The following is a 17,288-nucleotide window of genomic DNA, read 5'->3' as shown; positions in this document are numbered from 1 at the left end:
GAAAGTCAATGAAATCAACGGTCTACCCAGACCACCCCCGCGCCAGTGCTAGCTTTGCGTACCGTCACTTATTGCACTGAAAACGAGGAGACCCCAGATCGGCCGCGCCATCGCGCAGACCTTGCTGGCACCGGCTGGAAAGAAGTGAGTTATTGGCCGGCGCGGTCAGAAAAAGAACGCTGCACAAATAGGCATGCAGGCCACCAACGGCGTGCAAATGGCGACACCAGCGCCCCACGTGATCGCGGACCCAACCTGCGAGCAAAGCGAGTTATAAGGACATCCAACACGGGACGGCACTGTTTCGGTTTTCATGCAGCCGCTCCACTCCGCCCTCCAAGTAAATTTACGCATTGCAAGCTAGCCTTTATCATTATTTTTACGTATACGTAAATATTTTCTAGGCCAAGGACTCCGTCATAGCCCAAATACCTTATGAGCACGCCGTCCCTTCCCTCCACCCGAACCCGCAATGCGCAGATCGCCGACACCCCACCGGGCGGCGACAATCTTCCCACGAAGGCACGCAAGTCCGACCTGCGGCGGGAATCCATTCTGCGCACGGCCACCGAACTCTTCGACCGCAAGGGTTACACCAACACCTCAATGGACGACGTGGCGCAAGCCATCGGGATCAAGCGCGAAGCCTTGTACTACTACTATCGCAGCCGTGCGGAAATCCTGCTTGCCATCATCGGCCCCCAAGCTGAGGCGCTTATAGAGGGCATGAAGGAAGTGATGGCTACCGATGCTCCCGCGCTCGAACAGCTGCGCGCCGCGATCCACAATCACCTGAAACGATTCGACAGGCACTGCCTGGAGATGACCATCAGCCTGCGCGATGGCATCACAAGCGGTGGCGAGGTCGGCTCTGCCATGCAGCGTATATGGAAAGAGTACGAGCGCTTGTGGACAGCCCTGATCGAAGCTGGACAGCAAAAGGGAGAGCTTGCCGTGGCTGGCGAGCCGAAGATGGTGGCCTTTGGCATTCTGGGCATGTGCAACTGGCTCGCACGCTGGTACAACCCACGCAAGTCGGCATCCATCGACCAGATCATCGACACCTACTTCGGCATGCTGAGCATGGGCCTTGCTCCCCGAGACCCCAAGTCATCAACGGTCTCAAAGCGCACCAGACGTTGACCCCATTCGACTTGCAACCCGAGCACGCCACGGCGAGGCGCCAGCTCCGTGGCGACACACCCCTCCAAGCCGGCTCTGAAACTATTTTTACGTTTTAGTAAAAAAACGCTTGACCTTTCTTCCTCTGTTTTTTACGATACCGTAAATAACTTGCGAGGAAGCCACGGTGATTTCAAAGCAACACGAGGGGCGAATCTACCCTCCCTATCGGCTGACGCCGGACCGTCGCATCGGCCGCGCCTACTGGGAAGCGCTGGGCCTCGACGAGACCCCGGCCGAAGTCCCCCTGACCTATCTCATCTTTCTCCGCGGCGAAAAGCTCGGTGTCGACCTGTTCCGAGACCTCGACATTCCTCGCCATCAGGCACTGCACGGCGGCCAGCGCTATGAGTGGTTCCAGTCGGTCAGCTGGGACGAGGCTCTCGACGTCAGCGTGCGCGTAGAGCGGATCACGGAGAAAGCCAGCAAGTCCGGCTTGCTGTGGTTCGCTGACGTGGTCTACGACTATCGGCGCGCTGACAGTGGCGAACTCGCCGTGCGCGAAACCACGCGTCTGATCAAACGGGGGGTGTCATGAAGCCGGGTGACGTTGTGTTTGATGTCGAGGTGCCGGGGTCGTCGCGCAACACGATCGCGCTGTTTTCCCAGGCCACCGAAGATCCGAATCCCATTCATGTTGACGACGCCTTCGCCAAGCGCTGCGGCTTTCCTCAGGTGATCCAGCAGGGGCCCATGACGACGGCGCAATTCGCCAGACTGCTGGTCGGTGTGTTCGGCAGCGGGCGGCTGAGGACCCTGGACGTGTCCTTCAGCGCTCCCGTGTTTCCACTCGAATCGCTGCAACTGCTCGCGACCGTCTCCGATGTGCCCAGCCCCGATGCGCTTCGCATCGATCTTGTCGCACGAAAGGCCGATGGCACGGTGACCGCACGCGGCACCGCGGAGGTCACCCCATCATGACGCATGGAACGCTCGAGACGGTGCTTTTGGCTGGCGGTGAGGTTGGGCCTTTCGGCCGCTTCATCGACACGACGCTCGAAGCACTGGCTCGCCCGGTGATCCATGACGCCTTGCGAGATGCGGGCGTGCAGCACCGGGACTTGCAGGCGGCCTTTGTCGGGAACGGGTTGGGTGGCCTCATCCAGGGGCAAGAGACGATGCTGGGCCAGGTCCTCCTGGCCGATGCCGGCATCGATTCCATCCCCGTTCACAACATCAAGAATGCCTGTTCGAGCGGCTCAGACGCCGCGTCGCTCGCCTGGAGCGCGATTGCCTACGGGCAATACGACTGCGTGCTGGTGCTTGGCGCGGAGAAGATGACTCACAGCGATCGCAGTCGGGCAATGAACGCGCTGGCGAGCGCCTCTGATCGCCGGCCGAAGAGTCCGGAGCGCTCGGTGTTCATGGATCTCAACGCAGAGCGCGCCTTGCGCTACATGGCCGAACACCAGGCGAAAGCGGTCCATTTCGCAATGACCGCCGCCAAGAATCGGCGTCACGCGGCGCTGAACCCGAAAGCGGCAGAGCGCCAACCGATCAGCGTGGATGAAATCCTTGCCGATCGTGTCGTGGTGGCTCCGTTGACGCGTTTGATGTGCGGAGGCATCTGCGATGGCGCAGCGGCTCTCGTTCTCGTCAGTGGGTCATTTGCGCGCCGACATGGACTCAGCGGACCGGTGATCGCCGCGTCGGCCGTCGTGGGGGGCATGCCACAGCGCGGAGCAGGTACCGAAGCGATGGCGCCGAACGCCACTGCCCGCGCAGCTTCTCTCGCCTTCGAGACGGCAGGCATCGGCCCAGCCGACGTTTCGCTGGCCGAGGTACATGACCCGACCGCACCGCAGGAAATGCTCGACATCGAAGACATCGGTCTCGTCGGCCGCGGCGATGCTGTCCAGTATGTGGAGCGCGGCGACACCTCACTCGGCGGACGCCTGCCGGTCAACGTTTCTGGTGGCCTGGCGAGCCGCGGCCACCCCGTCGGTGCCACTGGCGTTGCCCAGTTGGTCGAGGTCGGCCGTCAGCTGATGCAACGCGCGGGCGCCGCCCAGGTTGACGGCGCCCGTGTAGGACTGGCTCAGATGGCTGGTGGGCTACTGGGCAATGACTCAGCGGTCGCAACCGTTCACATTCTTCATTGCTAGGAAAAGCCCATGGAATTCATCATCCGCCCGCACTATGATCTCTTCATCGATGGCGTCCGGACATCCGCTCACTCCACCGAGACACTCGACTGCATCAGCCCACTCACCCAAGAGAGCCTCTTCCGCTTTCCTGACGCTGATGCCGAAGACGTCGACCGCGCCGTCAAGGCTGCGCATCGCGCGTTCGTGACCTGGTCCCAGGTCCCGGCACGCAAGCGCCAGGCTTTGCTGGAGGCCTGCGCCGATGCCTTGGTCGCCAACGTCGATCGCCTCGCCTGGCTGGAAACCACCAACTGCGGGAAGCCCTTGCGCGAGAGCCACGCCAACGTGCTCGTGGCGGCAGACAGGTTGCGCTACTACGCGGGCGCCTGCCGTGTCCTCGAAGGCACACTGCTGCCAGTGACGCGTGACATCACGAGCTACGGCCAGCGCGCTCCGCTGGGCGTGGTCGGCATCATCGGCGCCTGGAACTTCCCGCTCAATATGTTCATCGGCAAGATCGCGCCGGCGATCGCCACAGGCAACACCGTTGTCTACAAGCCAGCGGACACCACGCCCCTCACCACACTCGAGAGTGCCGAGTTGCTGGCCTCGATCCTTCCCGCCGGCGTCGTAAACGTCGTGACCGGGCGCGGTACAACCACCGGGGCTGCACTGGTCGCGCACCCGGGCGTGCGCAAGATCTCAGTGACGGGGTCGACGGCGACGGGCCGTCGTGTCATGGAAGGTGCGAGCGCGACGCTCAAGCGCCTCACTCTCGAACTTGGCGGCAAGAACGCCCAGATCGTGTACCCCGACGCCGACCTGGACCGTGCGGCGCAGGCCATTGCATTGGGTGCGTTCCTCAATCAGGGGCAGGTCTGCACAGCGGGCAGTCGAATTCTGGCGCACAGCAGCATCGCCAGCGGGCTGAAAGACCGTCTGCGTGATTTGATCGCACGCCTCCGAATCGGCGACCCATTCGACAGCGCCAACCAGATGGGAACGCTCGCCTCAAAGCTACATTTCGACCGGGTGCGGGACTATGTCGAGCTCGCACGTCAAGAGGGCGGTCGACTGGTTGCGGCCGAACGCCAGGTGCGCGTCGAGAAGTATCCAAGAGGTCTCTTCATGGCGCCGATGCTGTTCGAGAACCTGGACCCGGCTGGGCGCGTGCAACGCGAAGAGATCTTCGGCCCGGTTGCCACGTTCTCGGAGTGGAGTGACGAGCGCGCCATGCTCGAAGAGGTGAATGGCGTCGAGCAAGGCCTGGCCGCCGGGGTATGGACGCGCGATCTGGCGCAGGCCCATGCCGCAGCGCAAGCGATAGAGAGTGGCCGCGTATGGGTCAATTGCTACAACCTCTTTCCCTCCGGCGCCGCCTTCGGAGGTTCCAAGGCCAGCGGCTTCGGGCGCGAGGATGCGTTCGAAACGATGTTCGACTTCACCGAAATCAAGAACGTCATCGTTGACGCCGGCACCACGTGGCGCAATTTCTACGACTGAGCGGACGCTCACCGTCGGTCACAACCACCAACTCCCTGATCACAAAGGATTCATGATGCAAGCCACTGCTTCCCTCAACCCCAGCCAGGCACCCGCAGGTGCTGCCCAGACCGACGCCGTTCAGGCCTTCTGGTCCGAAGACCCCGAGTATCGCGAGCTGCTGCTCAACCTCATCAACATCCACGTCGTCAGCGAACTGTACGGGGGCGACTGCTTCGAACGCAGCATCCTGCGCGCACCTACGCCCGAATTCAAGCTGCGAATGGCGCGCACCGTGATGGAGGAATACGGCCATCACTTGCGCTACCGCAAACTGATGGATGACCTCGGCCTCGACTGGGAGGAATACGCCCGAAAGAAGGGCCATCTCTCGACCTTCGACACGCCGATGGAGTCATGGGCCGACCAAGCCGTCTTCCTGGCGATCGTAGACCGTGCGGCAGCACATCAGTTCCGGCATTTCGTGCAATGCAGGTACGAACCCTTTCGCATCGCGGCCCAAGAAACCCTCAAGGAAGAATACGGTCACGTCGGCCTCGGCATGGACGCCGTGAAGCACCTGCTCCAGAGCGAAGAGGGGCGTGCCGAAGTTGAAACCGCCGTGCACAAATGGCTCCGGGTAGGCCTGCAATCCTTCGGAGGTGACAACTCGCCAAAGAACGAGCGCTATCGGTACTGGGGCATCAAGCAGGACACCAACGAGAACATGCGCGCGATCTATTGGCAGCAAGTTCGCGCTTTCATCACCGGAGATTGGGGCATCCCACTGCCGGAGGACTTCCGGGAAGTCTGGTCACCGTCAGGAGATGCCCAGGACGAGACCGATCGCGCCTACTGAGCAACGTGACCCGAACAAGGACACACGACTTGCACGGCAATGGAGCAACGCATGTTTTCTCTGGCAATTGATGGCACCGACCAAGTGGTGGCAGCGCGCAAGGAGGAGTCCCTCTTGGATGCCTGCCTGACACAGGGCGTTCCTCTGCCCTACAACTGCCGGTCTGGCGAGTGCGGCGAATGCCTGGCTCGACTCGTGCGTGGCAAGGTGCGTGAACTTCCCGGTGCAGATCCCGCCATATTCAGTGACGAGATGCGTCGTGATGGGATGATTCTCACGTGCATGTGCTATCCCGAAACGGACGTGGTCGTCAGCGTGCCGCTGCGCGCCACCAGCCATCCGCAGATTCAGCACTTCGATGCAGTGATCGAGCGCGTCAAGTGGTTTGGCGAGCGCACCGCCCAAGTGACCATGCGGTGCCCCACGCCGATCAGCTTCAGGAGCGGACAGTACTTCGAATGGTTCGCCCCTGGCACGTCGAGTGCCCGATCCTATTCGGCCTCCAATCGGCCAGGCAGCACCCAGCTCGAGTTTCTGGTGCGCATCTACCCCGGGGGCAGGGTGAGTTCACTGTTGCAACGGCACGAGCTGGCCGCCGGTGACATCGTGAGTCTGCGTGGTCCGTTTGGAAGCTACGTGTTCAATCCCGACGATCCCGGCGCAGCCATTTTTGTGGCCGGTGGCACAGGCCTCGCGCCCGTCAAGTCCATCGTGGAATCCGCGCTCTCGAGCGAAACCTCGCGCAAACTGATTCTCTTTTATGGCACGCGCAACATGCAGGAGCTGGGCTGTGCTGAAGAGCTGCAGCAGTGGGCTGGTCAATACCCCCAACTGCAATTCATTCCGGTGCTGTCGGATGAACCCGAGAAGTCGGACTGGCCGGGTCGACGCGGCACGGTCGTGGACATCATGAAGAACGAGCTGGGTGAGCAGTTCGGCGCTCAGGCCTATCTTTGCGGTCCTCCGCCGATGGTCGACCTGGCCACGGCGGTCCTGGAGCGCAGCGGGCTATCTCGGGCGGACATTTACTGCGACAAATTCGTCCCCGCCGTGTCCTCGGAGGCTTGAACATGAGCCGAGCCTTGCCTGCGCCAGACCTCATGAATGCAGAACCGGATCACACCACAGACCTCGGCGAGCCGTTGTGTGTGGTGGCCAGCGACGGCACGCTGCTGGCCGCGCGAATCTTCCCCAACACGCAAGCGAAAAGACGCCTCGTGATAAGCCACGGCAATGGCCTTGCCGTGTTTGGCTACCGTGTCTTCTGGGAAGCATTGCGAGTCGACTACGAAATCATCGCTTTTGACTTTCGAGGTCACGGCATGAGTCAACCCGGTGCTGTGGAGCAACACCACTGGTCACAACTCGTGACGGACCTGGAGAGCCTGTGGACCACGCTGGAACAGCTCCGCGGAACGCGTCAAACCGTGGGCGTCTTTCACTCGATGAGTGCCGTCACGAGCCTGTTGCATGCGCATCGATACGGCCGTCGTTGGGACGCTCTCGTCCTGTTCGACCCACCTTTGCCACCTCCTCCAGGTCACCCACTGGATGCACGGCATCTGATGGAGGTGCAGGCACTGGCCCAGAAAGCCCGCCATCGTCGGCCGTCGTATGAAAGCCCTGAAGATCTGGCCGAACGCTTCGGCCGCAGCTCACTGTTTGGTGCCTGGCGCGGTTCTGCCCCCATCGATATGGCGCGCGCCTCATTGCATTGCGATCTCACCAGCGGCACATGGATGTTGAACTGCGCACCGGAGCGCGAGGCACATATCTATCAGACCAATCTCAGCCGTCTCGCCTGGGATACCGTGGTCGGGCCGCCCTGCCCCGTCCATCTGATCGCCTCAGACCCTTGCCTCCCCACAGCCCAAGTGCCGAGTTTCACATCGCTGAGCCTGCATCAGGAAACGGGTGCGAGCTACGAAGCCATTTCGGGAACCGGCCATTTTTTGCAGCTGGAGCAACCCGAGTCTTGCCAGAGCGCACTTCAAAGATTTCTCGCGAGCTTGCCGTGATACCTGTCCCAACAGAAGAGCACGAACCGGAACAACCCACGAAGGATATGGAGACCCCATGGAAGCAGTCATAGAGCAGAAAAGGCCAGAAACGGGCCTCAAGGGCAACGTTGTCGACTATCTTTTCGAATTGCGCATGGCGCCGGAAGAAGCACAGCGACCCTACCTCATCACGCGCGACGGAAGCTTCTCCTTCGGTGATGTGTACCGACGCGCTTGCCAGGTTGGACGGCTGCTGCAGTCAAAAGGCATCGGACCGGGCGATCGTGTGATGTTCAGCATGCTGGATGGACTCGACTTCGTCGCGACCTTCCTGGGCGCCATGAAGATCGGTGCGGTCAGCCTCCCGATCAACACGTTTCTTCAGGCCTCGGACTACGCCTACTACGTCAGGGATAGCGGAGCGCGGGCGCTCATCGTCGACCATTCACTTGTCGATCGTATCGACGAAATCCGGCACACCGACGATTTTCCCGACCTGTTATTTGTCGCCAACGGCGATGCAGAGGGGTACCTAAACTTCGGACCAGCCGTCGATGCGATGCCCCCAATGCTCGAGACCTGCGCGCGAAATCCCGCAGAGGCTGCATTCTGGCTCTACAGCTCCGGCAGCACCGGTGCACCGAAGGGAGTGGTGCACACGCACGAGCACATCTACTGGGCCACTGAGCTCTTTGCATTGGGCACTCTCGGCCTCGCGCGGTCCGATTTGATTCTTTGCCCACCCAAGATGTTCTTCGCGTATGGACTGGGCAACCAGGTGTACTTTCCACTGCGCGTGGGCGCTGCGATCGTCGTCGAACCAGACGCCATCAAGCCACACGTGGTGCTTGAGCATCTTGTTTCCCGGCAACCCTCGGTTCTGATGGCCGTGCCCACCTTGTATGCCGGCATGCTGGAGCTGATGCGCACGATGAACCACGATGCCGTAAAGGCCGCTTGCAGTCGTTTGCGTTTCTGCATCAGCGGAGGCGAGTTGTTGCCACCCGCGCTCTACCGCCAATGGCTCGAGCTGACCGGCAAAGAGATCATGGATGGGGTCGGCACCACCGAACTGACCCACATGTACATGATCAACATGCCGGGCTCGATCGTTCCAGGCAGTTGCGGAAAGCTCGTGAAAGGCTATGAGGCGCAATGCCTTGACGAACAACGCCGGGCCCTACCCATCGGTGAGATAGGCAACCTGTTTGTCAAAGGCCCCACCGCCGCCCAGACTTACTGGAACAAGCCGGAAAAGACGTTGGCCACGATGTGGGATGGTGGCGTACTGACAGGTGACAAGTGCTACCAGGATGTAAACGGCAACTTCTTTTATGTCGGTCGCATCGACGACATGCTTCGCGTCGGAGGTGTCTGGGTGTCTCCTGGCGAGATCGAATCCGTCCTTGCGGAGCACGAAAGCGTTTTCGAATGTGCCGTCATCGGGGTACCTGACGAGCGACAGATGATCAAGCCCAAGGCCTACGTGGTTCTGCGCAACGGCTACGTGCCGGACGAGGCGTTGCAAGATTCGATTCGCCAATTGCTGCGATCGAAACTGGCGCACATCAAGTGCCCGCGCTGGATCGAGTTCATGCCCGACCTGCCGAAGACGGCGACAGGAAAGATCCAGCGCTTCCGGCTGCGTGCCGCCGATCAATCTGGCGCCACCTGACCCATGCAGGCACTCACTTATCCGTTCGATCGCCCACCGGAGAATGCGCGGGCGATGGAGGTCGCGCCGGGTGTGCACTGGATTCGCATGCCACTGCCCTATGCGTTGAACCACATCAATCTCTGGGCCATCGACGATGGCGCCGGATGGGCACTTGTGGACACCGGCGTGCGATCCCCCGAGACAGCACAGGCATGGCGAGAAGTGTTTGCCAGCGCCGGCGAGACCTGGGGCCTGACCCGTGTTCTGGTGACCCACATGCACCCCGACCACGTCGGCATGGCAGGCTGGCTGACCCGCAAGTTCCAGGTCCGTCTCTGGATGACACGCCTGGAATACCTGTCCTGCCGCGTCACTGTTTCCGACACAGGCCGAGAAGCACCGATCGACGCGACGGCGTTCTACCGCCGTGCCGGGTGGAGCGAAGCCGCCATCGAAGCCTACCGCGCGCGCTTTGGGGATTTTGGTAAACACATCCATGCGCTGCCCGACAGCTACCGTCGCATGGAGGATGGAGAGGTTCTGAAGATCGGCGATCACAGCTGGCGTGTGATTGTGGGCAGCGGTCACTCGCCCGAGCACGCATGCTTCTATTGCCCGGAACTCAAGCTACTGATTTCGGGCGATCAGGTCTTGCCCAGGATCTCATCGAATGTGTCGGTCTATCCCCTCGAGCCCGACTCGAACCCGATGGCCGACTGGTACCGCTCATTGAGAAAGATTCGGCGAGAGGTGCCCGATGACGTGCTGGTCCTGCCTGCCCACAACGAATGCTTTCGGGGACTGCATGCGCGCATCGATGCACTGCTGAACGCGCAGGACCAGGCGCTTGAGCGGCTCAAACAACTTTTGCGAGAGCCCATGCGTGCGGTGGACGTCTTCGGAGCGCTTTTTTCCCGCTCGATCTCCCACAACGATGGCGCGTTGCTGGGTCTGGCCACCGGCGAAAGCATCGCCTGCCTGAACTTCCTGATCCACCAGAAGGTCGCTGCGTGTTCCGAAGATGCCGACGGCGTCGCCTGGTATCGATGGACAGACACCGCGTCCAGTGCGGAGGAGGTGTGTTGCGCCCCCTTCTATTTTTCCTGACCCCTGCTCACACCTACAAAGGAGACATTCCCATGACCGCCCATTCCCCATCCCGTCGCACCGTCCTCTCTCGCAGTGCAGCCGTCCTTGGCGCCGCATCCACCGGCATTCTGCTGCCCACCCTCGTCCGCGCCCAATCCGGCAGCACGCGTGTCGGCTTCATGCTGCCGTACACCGGCACCTTTGCGCAGCTCGGCGTGGCCATTGAAAACGGCTTCCGTATGGCGATCAACGAACAAGGCGGCAAACTCGGTGGCCGCGAGATCGAATACTTCAAGGTCGACGACGAGTCAGACCCCTCGAAGGCCATCGAGAACGCCAACAAGCTGGTACAGCGTGACAAGGTCGATGTGCTGATTGGTACTGTGCATTCTGGTGTTCAGTTGGGCATTCAGCGGGTGGCGCGAAGCACCGGCGTGCTGAACCTGATTCCCAATGCGGGTGTGCATGCCGCCACCCGCAACCTCTGTGCGCCCAATGTGTTCCGAGCCTCCTTCAGCAACGCTCAATCAGCCCTTGCCCTAGGGCCTGCCATGGTGGAAAGAGGCCACAAGAGGGTGGTCTGGATCACTTGGAAGTATGCGGGGGGCGACGAAATCTTCGAGGGTTTCAAGGAAGGACTGGCCAAGGCGGGTGGCACCATCGTCAAGGAATTGGGACTACCCTTCCCCCAGGTCGAATTCCAGGCACTGCTCACCGAGATCGCGGCCCTCAAGCCCGATGCAGTCGCCTGCTTCTTCGCGGGCGGCGGAGCCGCCAAGTTCATTCGGGACTACGCAGCCGCAGGACTGAAAGACAAGATTCCCTTGTACGGCGCGGGCTTCCTGACGGAAGGTGTGCTGGATGCCGCTGGGCCTGCCGCCGACGGCATCATCACCACCATGCACTACAGCGACGTGCTGCCCACCCAGCGCAACAAGCAGTTTCGCCTCGCTTATGCCCAGGCTTTCAAAATGCAGCCCGATGTCTATGCCATGCAGGGCTACGACACGGGGCTGCTGCTGGTCCGGGGAGCCAACGCCGTCAAGGGCGACCTGGGCAACAAGCAAGCCCTGTACAAAGCCCTGGAAACCGCAGAGATCGACAGCCCACGCGGCAAGTGGACCATGAGCCGCTCGCACAATCCGGTGCAGGACATCTATCTGCGCAGAGTCGAGAACAAAGAGAACAAGGTGATCGGCATTGCCGCCAAGGCACTGGCCGACTCCGGTGCCGGTTGCTCGATGTGACCTGACGATTGGGCGCGCGCGGTCGACGCACAGCGGTCCGGGCCGCGCCCTCGCCAGAGAAGAACCCCGCCATTCATTTCCATCAAGCACCTTGGACTTCGCCAACTTCCTCATTCAGTTGCTCAACAGCGTCCAATACGGGCTGCTGCTGTTCATGCTGGCCGCCGGCCTGACGCTGATTTTCGGCATCATGGGTGTCGTCAACCTGGCACATGGCAGCTTCTACATGCTAGGTGCCTACCTGGCATGGTGGCTCAGCGGCCTGACCGGCAGCTTCACCCTGGCGATCGTTGGCGGCGCTGCGCTGTCGGTCGCTTTTGGCCTCGCGCTGGAGCGGCTGCTGTTTCGCCACTTCTACCACCGCGACCACCTGGACCAGGTGCTGCTCACCTTCGGCCTCATCTACATCTTCGAAGAACTGCGCTCTATCCTCTGGGGTGACGACGTGCATGGCGTGGCGATTCCCGAGGCTCTCGGCGCATCCGTGCCACTGACGGGCATTCTTTCCTACCCGGTCTATCGGCTCTTCATGTCGGGTGCGTGCATTGCGCTTGCGGTGGGCCTCTACCTGTTCATCTCGCGAACCCGGCTCGGCATGAAGATCCGGGCGGGTGCCTTCAACCGCGAAATGACCGAGTCACTGGGCATCAACATCAAGCTGATCTACGCCGTGGTATTTGCGCTCGGCGTGGGCCTTGCCGCCACCGCCGGCATGATCGCCGCGCCCATCGCCAGCGTCTATCCCAACATGGGATCGCAAGTGCTCATCATGTGTCTTGTGGTCGTGGTCATCGGCGGCATCGGTTCGGTGCGCGGTGCCCTGATCGCAGCGCTGCTCGTCGGCTTTGTCGACACCTTTGGAAAGGTGCTGTTGCCCTCCGTGGCCGGCATGCTCGTGTACATGTTGATGGCGGTCGTTTTACTCTGGAAGCCTGAAGGCCTGTTCAAACAATGAGTTCGACGAAATCCCATCTCGAAGTCCTGCCGCGTGGCTTGCAGGTTGCACTGGGCCTGGGCCTGATGGCCTTGGTCGCCCTCCCCTTCGTGGGCTCCGACTTCTACACCCAGATGGTCGCGCGGATGATGGTCATGGCCATTTTTGCCATGAGCCTGGATCTGCTGCAAGGTGTGACAGGACTGGTCTCGCTGGGCCATGCGGCCTTTTTCGGACTGGCGGGCTACGCCATGGCGTTTCTATCGCCCGCGGGAGAGCCCGTCAGCCTGTGGTGGTCGCTTCCGGTGGCCGTTCTGGCTTCCGGAAGCGCCGCGCTCGTCATCGGATTCTTCGTCGTGCGCACCCATGGCATCTATTTCATCATGGTCACCATGGCGTTTGCGCAGATGGTGTTCTACCTCTTCTTCGACAACAAGGCCCTGGGCGGCTCCGACGGCCTCTACATCAACTTCAGGCCCGACACGACCCTTTTTGGTTGGGAGCCCTTTGACCTGGACGTCACAGGCACCCTTTACTACTTCACACTGGCCGCGATGCTGCTGGTGTATGCCTTCCTGCGCCGTCTGCTATGGAGCCCTTTCGGCCGCGCGCTGGTGGGCATTCGAGTCAACGAGCACCGCATGCGCGCCATGGGCTACGGCACCTTCCGCTACAAGCTCTCGGCCTTTACGCTGGCCGGTGCTCTCGCGGGTCTGGCGGGATACCTGTGGGGCACTCAGACCGGGTACATCAACCCCGAGCTCATGGGATTTCACATGAGCGCACACGCCATCATGATGGTGATTCTGGGCGGGACGGGAAATTTCGCTGGCGCCATCGTCGGGGCATTTGCGTTCGAATACCTGCTGCACGTCTTCAAGGACCTGCCGACTATCGGCGGTGTCCATTTAGGCAAGCACTGGCAGCTCTGGATGGGCCTGTTCATCGTGCTGCTGGTGACGTTTGCACCGCGCGGCATTCTGGGCTTGATGCAGAAGTGGATGCGACCCGGGGAGGCAGACCGTGGCTGAAGCCCTTCTCAGCGCACAGCAGCTCACCAAGAAGTTCGGCGGACTCGCGGCGGTCGACGCCGTCTCCATCGATCTCTGGCGCAACCACATCCATGCGGTCATTGGTCCCAACGGCGCGGGGAAGTCCACGCTGACCAACCTGCTTTCGGGCGACCTTCCCCCCACCTCGGGCAGCGTCAGGATGGGCGCGACCGATGTCACCGGCTGGGCGCCTGAAAGAATCTCTCGCCAGGGGTTGGGGCGCAGCTACCAGAAAACCAACATCTTCCTGCCCTTTACCGTCCTGGAAAACGTGCGCCTGGCCGCGCAATCGCGCCGGCCTCACGCCGCGCGCTGGCTCACGCGCGCCGACACGCTGGCCAACATCCAGGCACGCGCTGAAGAGGCACTGGAGATGACCGGCCTGCAGGCAAGGAAGCACAGCATCGCCGGCACCATCAGCCATGGCGAGCAGCGCCAGCTGGAAATTGCCATGGCCCTCGCCACCTCCCCGCAGGTGTTGTTGCTCGATGAGCCACTGGCCGGCATGGGGGTTGCCGAGGCCGAGCGCATGGTCGCCCTGCTCCTGAACATCAAAAAGGGGCACGGCATCCTGCTGATCGAACACGACATGGACGCCGTCTTCACGCTGGCCGACCAACTGACCGTGATGGTCAACGGCCAGATCATCGCCAGTGGTACGCCCGCCCAGGTTCGCGCCGACGCGGGCGTGCAAGCCGCCTACCTCGGCGAGGAGCATGGATGAACACCCCTGAACAGTCGATCGACCTGCCAATGGTCGCGCAGCGCATCCACACCTATTACGGCGCCAGCCATGTGCTGCGCGGCATCGACTTTCATATCGCGCGCGGCGAAACCATTGGCCTCATGGGGCGCAACGGCATGGGCAAGAGCACACTGCTCAAAAGCATCATGGGCATCGTCAAGCCGCGCTCCGGCAGCGTGTCGATTGCAGGACGGACCATGACGGGCCGATCGCCCTACGAGATAGCACGCCTGGGCATTGCCTACGTGCCTGAGGGCCGCGGCATCTTCGGCAACCTCAGCGTGCGCGAAAACCTGGTCATGTCTGCCCGCGCCGGCACCCAGGGGCAGCGCGACTGGACCTTCGAGCGCGTGCTGGAGGTCTTTCCGCGCCTGGCTGAGCGCTTGAACCACGGCGGGCAGCAGCTTTCCGGTGGCGAACAACAAATGCTGACCATCGGCCGCGCGCTGATGACCAACCCCGACGTGCTGATCCTCGACGAAGCCACCGAAGGCCTTGCCCCGCTGATCGCCCGCGAAATCTGGCGCATCTGCGGCCTCATCCGTGAGAGCGGCATCAGCAGCGTGATCGTCGACAAGAACTGGAAACACGTCACGCAGATCACCGACCGCAACGTGATCCTGGTCAAGGGCGAAGTGGTGTTTCACGGCAGTTCGGCCGAACTGCATGCCCAGCCTGAAATACTGCAACAGCACCTGGGCATCTGAACATCGAACGCCATGCCCGCCTCGGAAAGGACGTTTCATGGTGGATCTGCATTACTGGCCCACGCCGAACGGATGGAAGATCTCCATCATGCTCGAGGAGTGCGCCATCCCCTACCGGCTGATTCCCGTGAACATCGGAAAGGGCGAGCAATTCAGCCCTGAGTTCCTGGCCATCAGCCCGAACAACCGCATGCCGGCCATCGTGGACCGGGCACCCCGCGATGCGGATGCCCCCGTCACGGTTTTTGAAAGCGGCGCCATCTTGATCTACCTGGCCGAGAAAACCGGCCGCCTGCTGCCGAACGACCTCAGGGGGCGCTACGAAACCCTTCAGTGGCTCATGTGGCAGATGGGAGGGCTCGGGCCCATGGCCGGACAAAACGCCCACTTTCGAATGTATGCCCCCGAAGCCCTGCCGTATGCCATTCAACGGTACGGCAACGAAGTGGATCGGCTGTATGGCGTGCTCGACGCTCAACTGGCGCGCACGGGCGCCTACGTGGCGGGTTCCGACTATTCCATTGCTGACATCGCCATCTTTCCCTGGATACGCATACACAAGGCGCAACAGGTGCAACTGCCACGCTTCCCCCATGTGCAGCGCTGGCACAACACGCTTCTGGAGCGGCCGGCGGTCAGGAAAGGGCTGAGCCTGGGGAAGGAACTCCGGGCTCCCACCCTGACCCCTGAAGCGCGCAGCATCCTGTTCGACCAAACCGCGAAAAGCGTGAAAGCAAACCACACCCTGCCTGGCCCAACCGAGGCCTGACGCATGGCTGCACACCGGGCACGCCAACTGCCCCCACCTTTGCACCACCCACACACAAGGAAGGTACGACCATGGCCAAGAGCAGCATTCAGGGCGCAAGCCCGGCACCCGCCGAACCCGCCGGCCGCGATACAGCGTCCTTCGGCCCCGGCGACAACTCCGACAGCGGCAGCGACATGATGGGCATCGCTGGAGGACGGGACGGATGAGGCGGATGAGCCTGACGAGGGCGAAGAACGGAAGCCAGCCGCCCAGGCTTCAAGACTAAGCGGCTCGTTCGACCGCCATTCAGGCGTCTTCGCCCAGCGCCTCCTGGTCGCTCTGCCGTTGGGGGTGCAGCACCAGTTCGGTCAGCAGCGGGAAATGGTCCGATCCGATGGAGGGCAAGCGCCTGATGCTGCGCAGCGTGAAGTGGTTGCTGTGGAAGATGTGGTCCAGCGGCCAGCGCAGGAACCAGTACCCCGCATGGAACGTGTTGTACATCCCGCGTCCGACACGCGGGTCCAGCAAATGGCTCTGCTTGCGAAACTGGCGTGTGGTGCGCGACCACGCCACGTCGTTGAGGTCCCCGGTGACCAGCACCGGTTCGGTCAAGTCAGCCACGCGCCGTGCCACCGTCATCAGTTCGGCGTCACGCGGTCTGGAGCTGTCCTTTTCGGTTGGTGCCGGCGGCTCGGGGTGTACGAAGTGCGCCTGCACGACCTGGCCGTTGGGCATGCGGATGCGGGTCCGCATCGACGGAATGTCGTCCTCCAGCAGAAATTCCACGTGGCTGTCTTCCAGCGGCAACCGGGCATACACGTGCATGCCGTAACGGTTGTCCAATGGGCACTGGATGGTGTAGGGGTAGTCGGCCTTCAGGGTGTCCAGTTGCGCTTGCCACCGGGCGTCCGATTCCAGCGTCACCAGCACATGCGGGCGGTGCTTCAACACCAGGTCCAGCAGAGCCTGGGTGTTGCGATTGGACATGAGCACGTTGGACACCAGCACCCGAAGCGGTTCGCCACCGTCTGCCGCCGCAGCGGATTTCACCTCCTGCGGAAACCAGCGGGTGTAAGGGATGATCCACCACGCGTGATACGCGAGGCATCCCGCCGCGACCACGGGCACCAGCCAGGCCTGCCACCCCTCGCCGAACGCCACGAACATATCCACCACCAGCAACGCAGCCGTCATTGCACACAGTTGCAGACGCGGAAAGTCCAGCGTGCGCACCCACCAGACCTTGCTGTGCGACAGCGGGATCAGGGTCAACAGCAGGATGACGCCCGTTGCACAGGCGGTGTAGGGGTTCATCCTGCCTCCTTCAGAACTTGGGGATGCGCAGGTTCTTGCTGATCATGGCCGTACCCGACAGCGCGAACAGCAGGCTCATGGGATGCAGGGGTCTCCTCGTTTTCAGTGCAATAAGTGACGGTACGAAAAGCTAGCACTGGCGCGGAGGTGGTGTTGGTAGATCGTTGATTTCATTGACTTTC

At 61.8% G+C, this 17,288-nt stretch carries 18 protein-coding genes and 1 pseudogene; 17 read left to right on the top strand and 2 right to left on the bottom strand.

The features are described 5' to 3' along the window. Positions 1 to 435 precede the first annotated feature (435 nt). The 17 genes from ACN4F8_RS20910 (at position 436) to ACN4F8_RS20830 (ending at position 16,019) form a co-directional block, all read left to right on the top strand. On the top strand, positions 436 to 1,143 hold the full coding sequence (locus ACN4F8_RS20910) for a TetR/AcrR family transcriptional regulator (protein WP_419475341.1): 708 nt from the start codon (positions 436 to 438) through the stop codon (positions 1,141 to 1,143). A 166-nt stretch (positions 1,144 to 1,309) separates the two neighbouring features. Further along, the gene (locus tag ACN4F8_RS20905; RefSeq protein ID WP_419475340.1) at positions 1,310 to 1,720 is read left to right on the top strand and encodes an FAS1-like dehydratase domain-containing protein; all 411 of its coding nucleotides are present in this window, start codon (positions 1,310 to 1,312) and stop codon (positions 1,718 to 1,720) included. Further along, entirely contained in the window at positions 1,717 to 2,103 is a 387-nt protein-coding gene (locus ACN4F8_RS20900; protein ID WP_419475339.1) for a MaoC family dehydratase, read from the top strand. Before ACN4F8_RS20905 ends, ACN4F8_RS20900 begins: the two co-directional genes overlap by 4 nt. Further along, on the top strand, positions 2,100 to 3,287 hold the full coding sequence (locus ACN4F8_RS20895; protein WP_419475338.1) for a thiolase family protein: 1,188 nt from the start codon (positions 2,100 to 2,102) through the stop codon (positions 3,285 to 3,287). Before ACN4F8_RS20900 ends, ACN4F8_RS20895 begins: the two co-directional genes overlap by 4 nt. A 9-nt stretch (positions 3,288 to 3,296) precedes the next feature. Next, complete coding sequence (locus ACN4F8_RS20890) at positions 3,297 to 4,772, top strand: aldehyde dehydrogenase family protein (protein ID WP_419475337.1); 1,476 nt, start codon at positions 3,297 to 3,299, stop codon at positions 4,770 to 4,772. Between the two features lie 52 nt (positions 4,773 to 4,824). Then, positions 4,825 to 5,610 (top strand): Phenylacetic acid catabolic protein, encoded by a 786-nt coding sequence (locus ACN4F8_RS20885; protein ID WP_419475336.1) that lies wholly within the window; start codon positions 4,825 to 4,827, stop codon positions 5,608 to 5,610. Between the two features lie 51 nt (positions 5,611 to 5,661). Continuing rightward, positions 5,662 to 6,678, top strand: coding sequence for a 2Fe-2S iron-sulfur cluster-binding protein (locus ACN4F8_RS20880; protein WP_419475335.1), 1,017 nt, complete (start codon positions 5,662 to 5,664; stop codon positions 6,676 to 6,678). A 2-nt stretch (positions 6,679 to 6,680) separates the two neighbouring features. Next, a complete protein-coding gene (locus tag ACN4F8_RS20875) occupies positions 6,681 to 7,628 on the top strand; it encodes an alpha/beta hydrolase (RefSeq protein ID WP_419475334.1) in 948 nt (315 codons plus the stop codon). 58 nt (positions 7,629 to 7,686) lie between these two features. After that, the gene (locus ACN4F8_RS20870) at positions 7,687 to 9,285 is read left to right on the top strand and encodes a benzoate-CoA ligase family protein (RefSeq protein ID WP_419475333.1); all 1,599 of its coding nucleotides are present in this window, start codon (positions 7,687 to 7,689) and stop codon (positions 9,283 to 9,285) included. 3 nt (positions 9,286 to 9,288) lie between these two features. Then, positions 9,289 to 10,374 carry an MBL fold metallo-hydrolase gene (locus ACN4F8_RS20865; protein ID WP_419475332.1) on the top strand — a complete coding sequence of 362 codons (1,086 nt, stop codon included), beginning with the start codon at positions 9,289 to 9,291 and terminating at the stop codon, positions 10,372 to 10,374. A gap of 32 nt (positions 10,375 to 10,406) precedes the next feature. Next, positions 10,407 to 11,603, top strand: a complete 1,197-nt coding sequence (locus ACN4F8_RS20860; protein WP_419475331.1) for an ABC transporter substrate-binding protein — start codon at positions 10,407 to 10,409, stop codon at positions 11,601 to 11,603. Between the two features lie 91 nt (positions 11,604 to 11,694). Next, positions 11,695 to 12,558, top strand: a complete 864-nt coding sequence (locus tag ACN4F8_RS20855; RefSeq protein WP_419475330.1) for a branched-chain amino acid ABC transporter permease — start codon at positions 11,695 to 11,697, stop codon at positions 12,556 to 12,558. Beyond that, the gene (locus ACN4F8_RS20850; RefSeq protein WP_304753347.1) at positions 12,555 to 13,568 is read left to right on the top strand and encodes a branched-chain amino acid ABC transporter permease; all 1,014 of its coding nucleotides are present in this window, start codon (positions 12,555 to 12,557) and stop codon (positions 13,566 to 13,568) included. The genes ACN4F8_RS20855 and ACN4F8_RS20850 overlap by 4 nt, the downstream gene beginning before the upstream one ends. Next, positions 13,561 to 14,313, top strand: a complete 753-nt coding sequence (locus tag ACN4F8_RS20845; RefSeq protein WP_419475329.1) for an ABC transporter ATP-binding protein — start codon at positions 13,561 to 13,563, stop codon at positions 14,311 to 14,313. The genes ACN4F8_RS20850 and ACN4F8_RS20845 overlap by 8 nt, the downstream gene beginning before the upstream one ends. After that, entirely contained in the window at positions 14,310 to 15,041 is a 732-nt protein-coding gene (locus tag ACN4F8_RS20840; protein WP_419475328.1) for an ABC transporter ATP-binding protein, read from the top strand. The genes ACN4F8_RS20845 and ACN4F8_RS20840 overlap by 4 nt, the downstream gene beginning before the upstream one ends. Before the next feature lie 37 nt (positions 15,042 to 15,078). Beyond that, positions 15,079 to 15,810, top strand: a complete 732-nt coding sequence (locus ACN4F8_RS20835; protein WP_419475327.1) for a glutathione binding-like protein — start codon at positions 15,079 to 15,081, stop codon at positions 15,808 to 15,810. A gap of 71 nt (positions 15,811 to 15,881) precedes the next feature. Then, the gene (locus ACN4F8_RS20830; RefSeq protein WP_419475326.1) at positions 15,882 to 16,019 is read left to right on the top strand and encodes a hypothetical protein; all 138 of its coding nucleotides are present in this window, start codon (positions 15,882 to 15,884) and stop codon (positions 16,017 to 16,019) included. A gap of 79 nt (positions 16,020 to 16,098) precedes the next feature. Here the strand turns inward: ACN4F8_RS20830 and ACN4F8_RS20825 are convergent, their stop codons facing one another. Both ACN4F8_RS20825 and ACN4F8_RS20820 read right to left on the bottom strand, forming a co-directional pair. Beyond that, positions 16,099 to 17,106 (bottom strand): endonuclease/exonuclease/phosphatase family protein, encoded by a 1,008-nt coding sequence (locus ACN4F8_RS20825; RefSeq protein WP_419475325.1) that lies wholly within the window; start codon positions 17,104 to 17,106, stop codon positions 16,099 to 16,101. A gap of 10 nt (positions 17,107 to 17,116) precedes the next feature. Further along, positions 17,117 to 17,194 (bottom strand): annotated as a pseudogene (locus ACN4F8_RS20820) (CDP-diacylglycerol--serine O-phosphatidyltransferase); the annotation flags it as partial. Positions 17,195 to 17,288 lie beyond the last annotated feature (94 nt).

The sequence above is a fragment of the Hydrogenophaga sp. genome (assembly GCF_048549895.1).
GTDB lineage: Bacteria > Pseudomonadota > Gammaproteobacteria > Burkholderiales > Burkholderiaceae_C > Hydrogenophaga.
Note: the sequence above shows the minus strand (reverse complement) of the source record. Positions and strands in the feature narration are given on the sequence as shown.

Coding starts and splice junctions, on each gene's coding strand:
- ACN4F8_RS20880 (WP_419475335.1), top strand. CDS start 5,662: ATGTTTTCTCTGGCAATTGATGGCACCGACCAAGTGGTGGCAGCGCGC.
- ACN4F8_RS20825 (WP_419475325.1), bottom strand. CDS start 17,106: ATGAACCCCTACACCGCCTGTGCAACGGGCGTCATCCTGCTGTTGACC.
- ACN4F8_RS20835 (WP_419475327.1), top strand. CDS start 15,079: ATGGTGGATCTGCATTACTGGCCCACGCCGAACGGATGGAAGATCTCC.
- ACN4F8_RS20875 (WP_419475334.1), top strand. CDS start 6,681: ATGAGCCGAGCCTTGCCTGCGCCAGACCTCATGAATGCAGAACCGGAT.
- ACN4F8_RS20850 (WP_304753347.1), top strand. CDS start 12,555: ATGAGTTCGACGAAATCCCATCTCGAAGTCCTGCCGCGTGGCTTGCAG.
- ACN4F8_RS20840 (WP_419475328.1), top strand. CDS start 14,310: ATGAACACCCCTGAACAGTCGATCGACCTGCCAATGGTCGCGCAGCGC.
- ACN4F8_RS20885 (WP_419475336.1), top strand. CDS start 4,825: ATGATGCAAGCCACTGCTTCCCTCAACCCCAGCCAGGCACCCGCAGGT.
- ACN4F8_RS20870 (WP_419475333.1), top strand. CDS start 7,687: ATGGAAGCAGTCATAGAGCAGAAAAGGCCAGAAACGGGCCTCAAGGGC.
- ACN4F8_RS20895 (WP_419475338.1), top strand. CDS start 2,100: ATGACGCATGGAACGCTCGAGACGGTGCTTTTGGCTGGCGGTGAGGTT.
- ACN4F8_RS20900 (WP_419475339.1), top strand. CDS start 1,717: ATGAAGCCGGGTGACGTTGTGTTTGATGTCGAGGTGCCGGGGTCGTCG.
- ACN4F8_RS20860 (WP_419475331.1), top strand. CDS start 10,407: ATGACCGCCCATTCCCCATCCCGTCGCACCGTCCTCTCTCGCAGTGCA.
- ACN4F8_RS20865 (WP_419475332.1), top strand. CDS start 9,289: ATGCAGGCACTCACTTATCCGTTCGATCGCCCACCGGAGAATGCGCGG.
- ACN4F8_RS20890 (WP_419475337.1), top strand. CDS start 3,297: ATGGAATTCATCATCCGCCCGCACTATGATCTCTTCATCGATGGCGTC.
- ACN4F8_RS20830 (WP_419475326.1), top strand. CDS start 15,882: ATGGCCAAGAGCAGCATTCAGGGCGCAAGCCCGGCACCCGCCGAACCC.
- ACN4F8_RS20910 (WP_419475341.1), top strand. CDS start 436: ATGAGCACGCCGTCCCTTCCCTCCACCCGAACCCGCAATGCGCAGATC.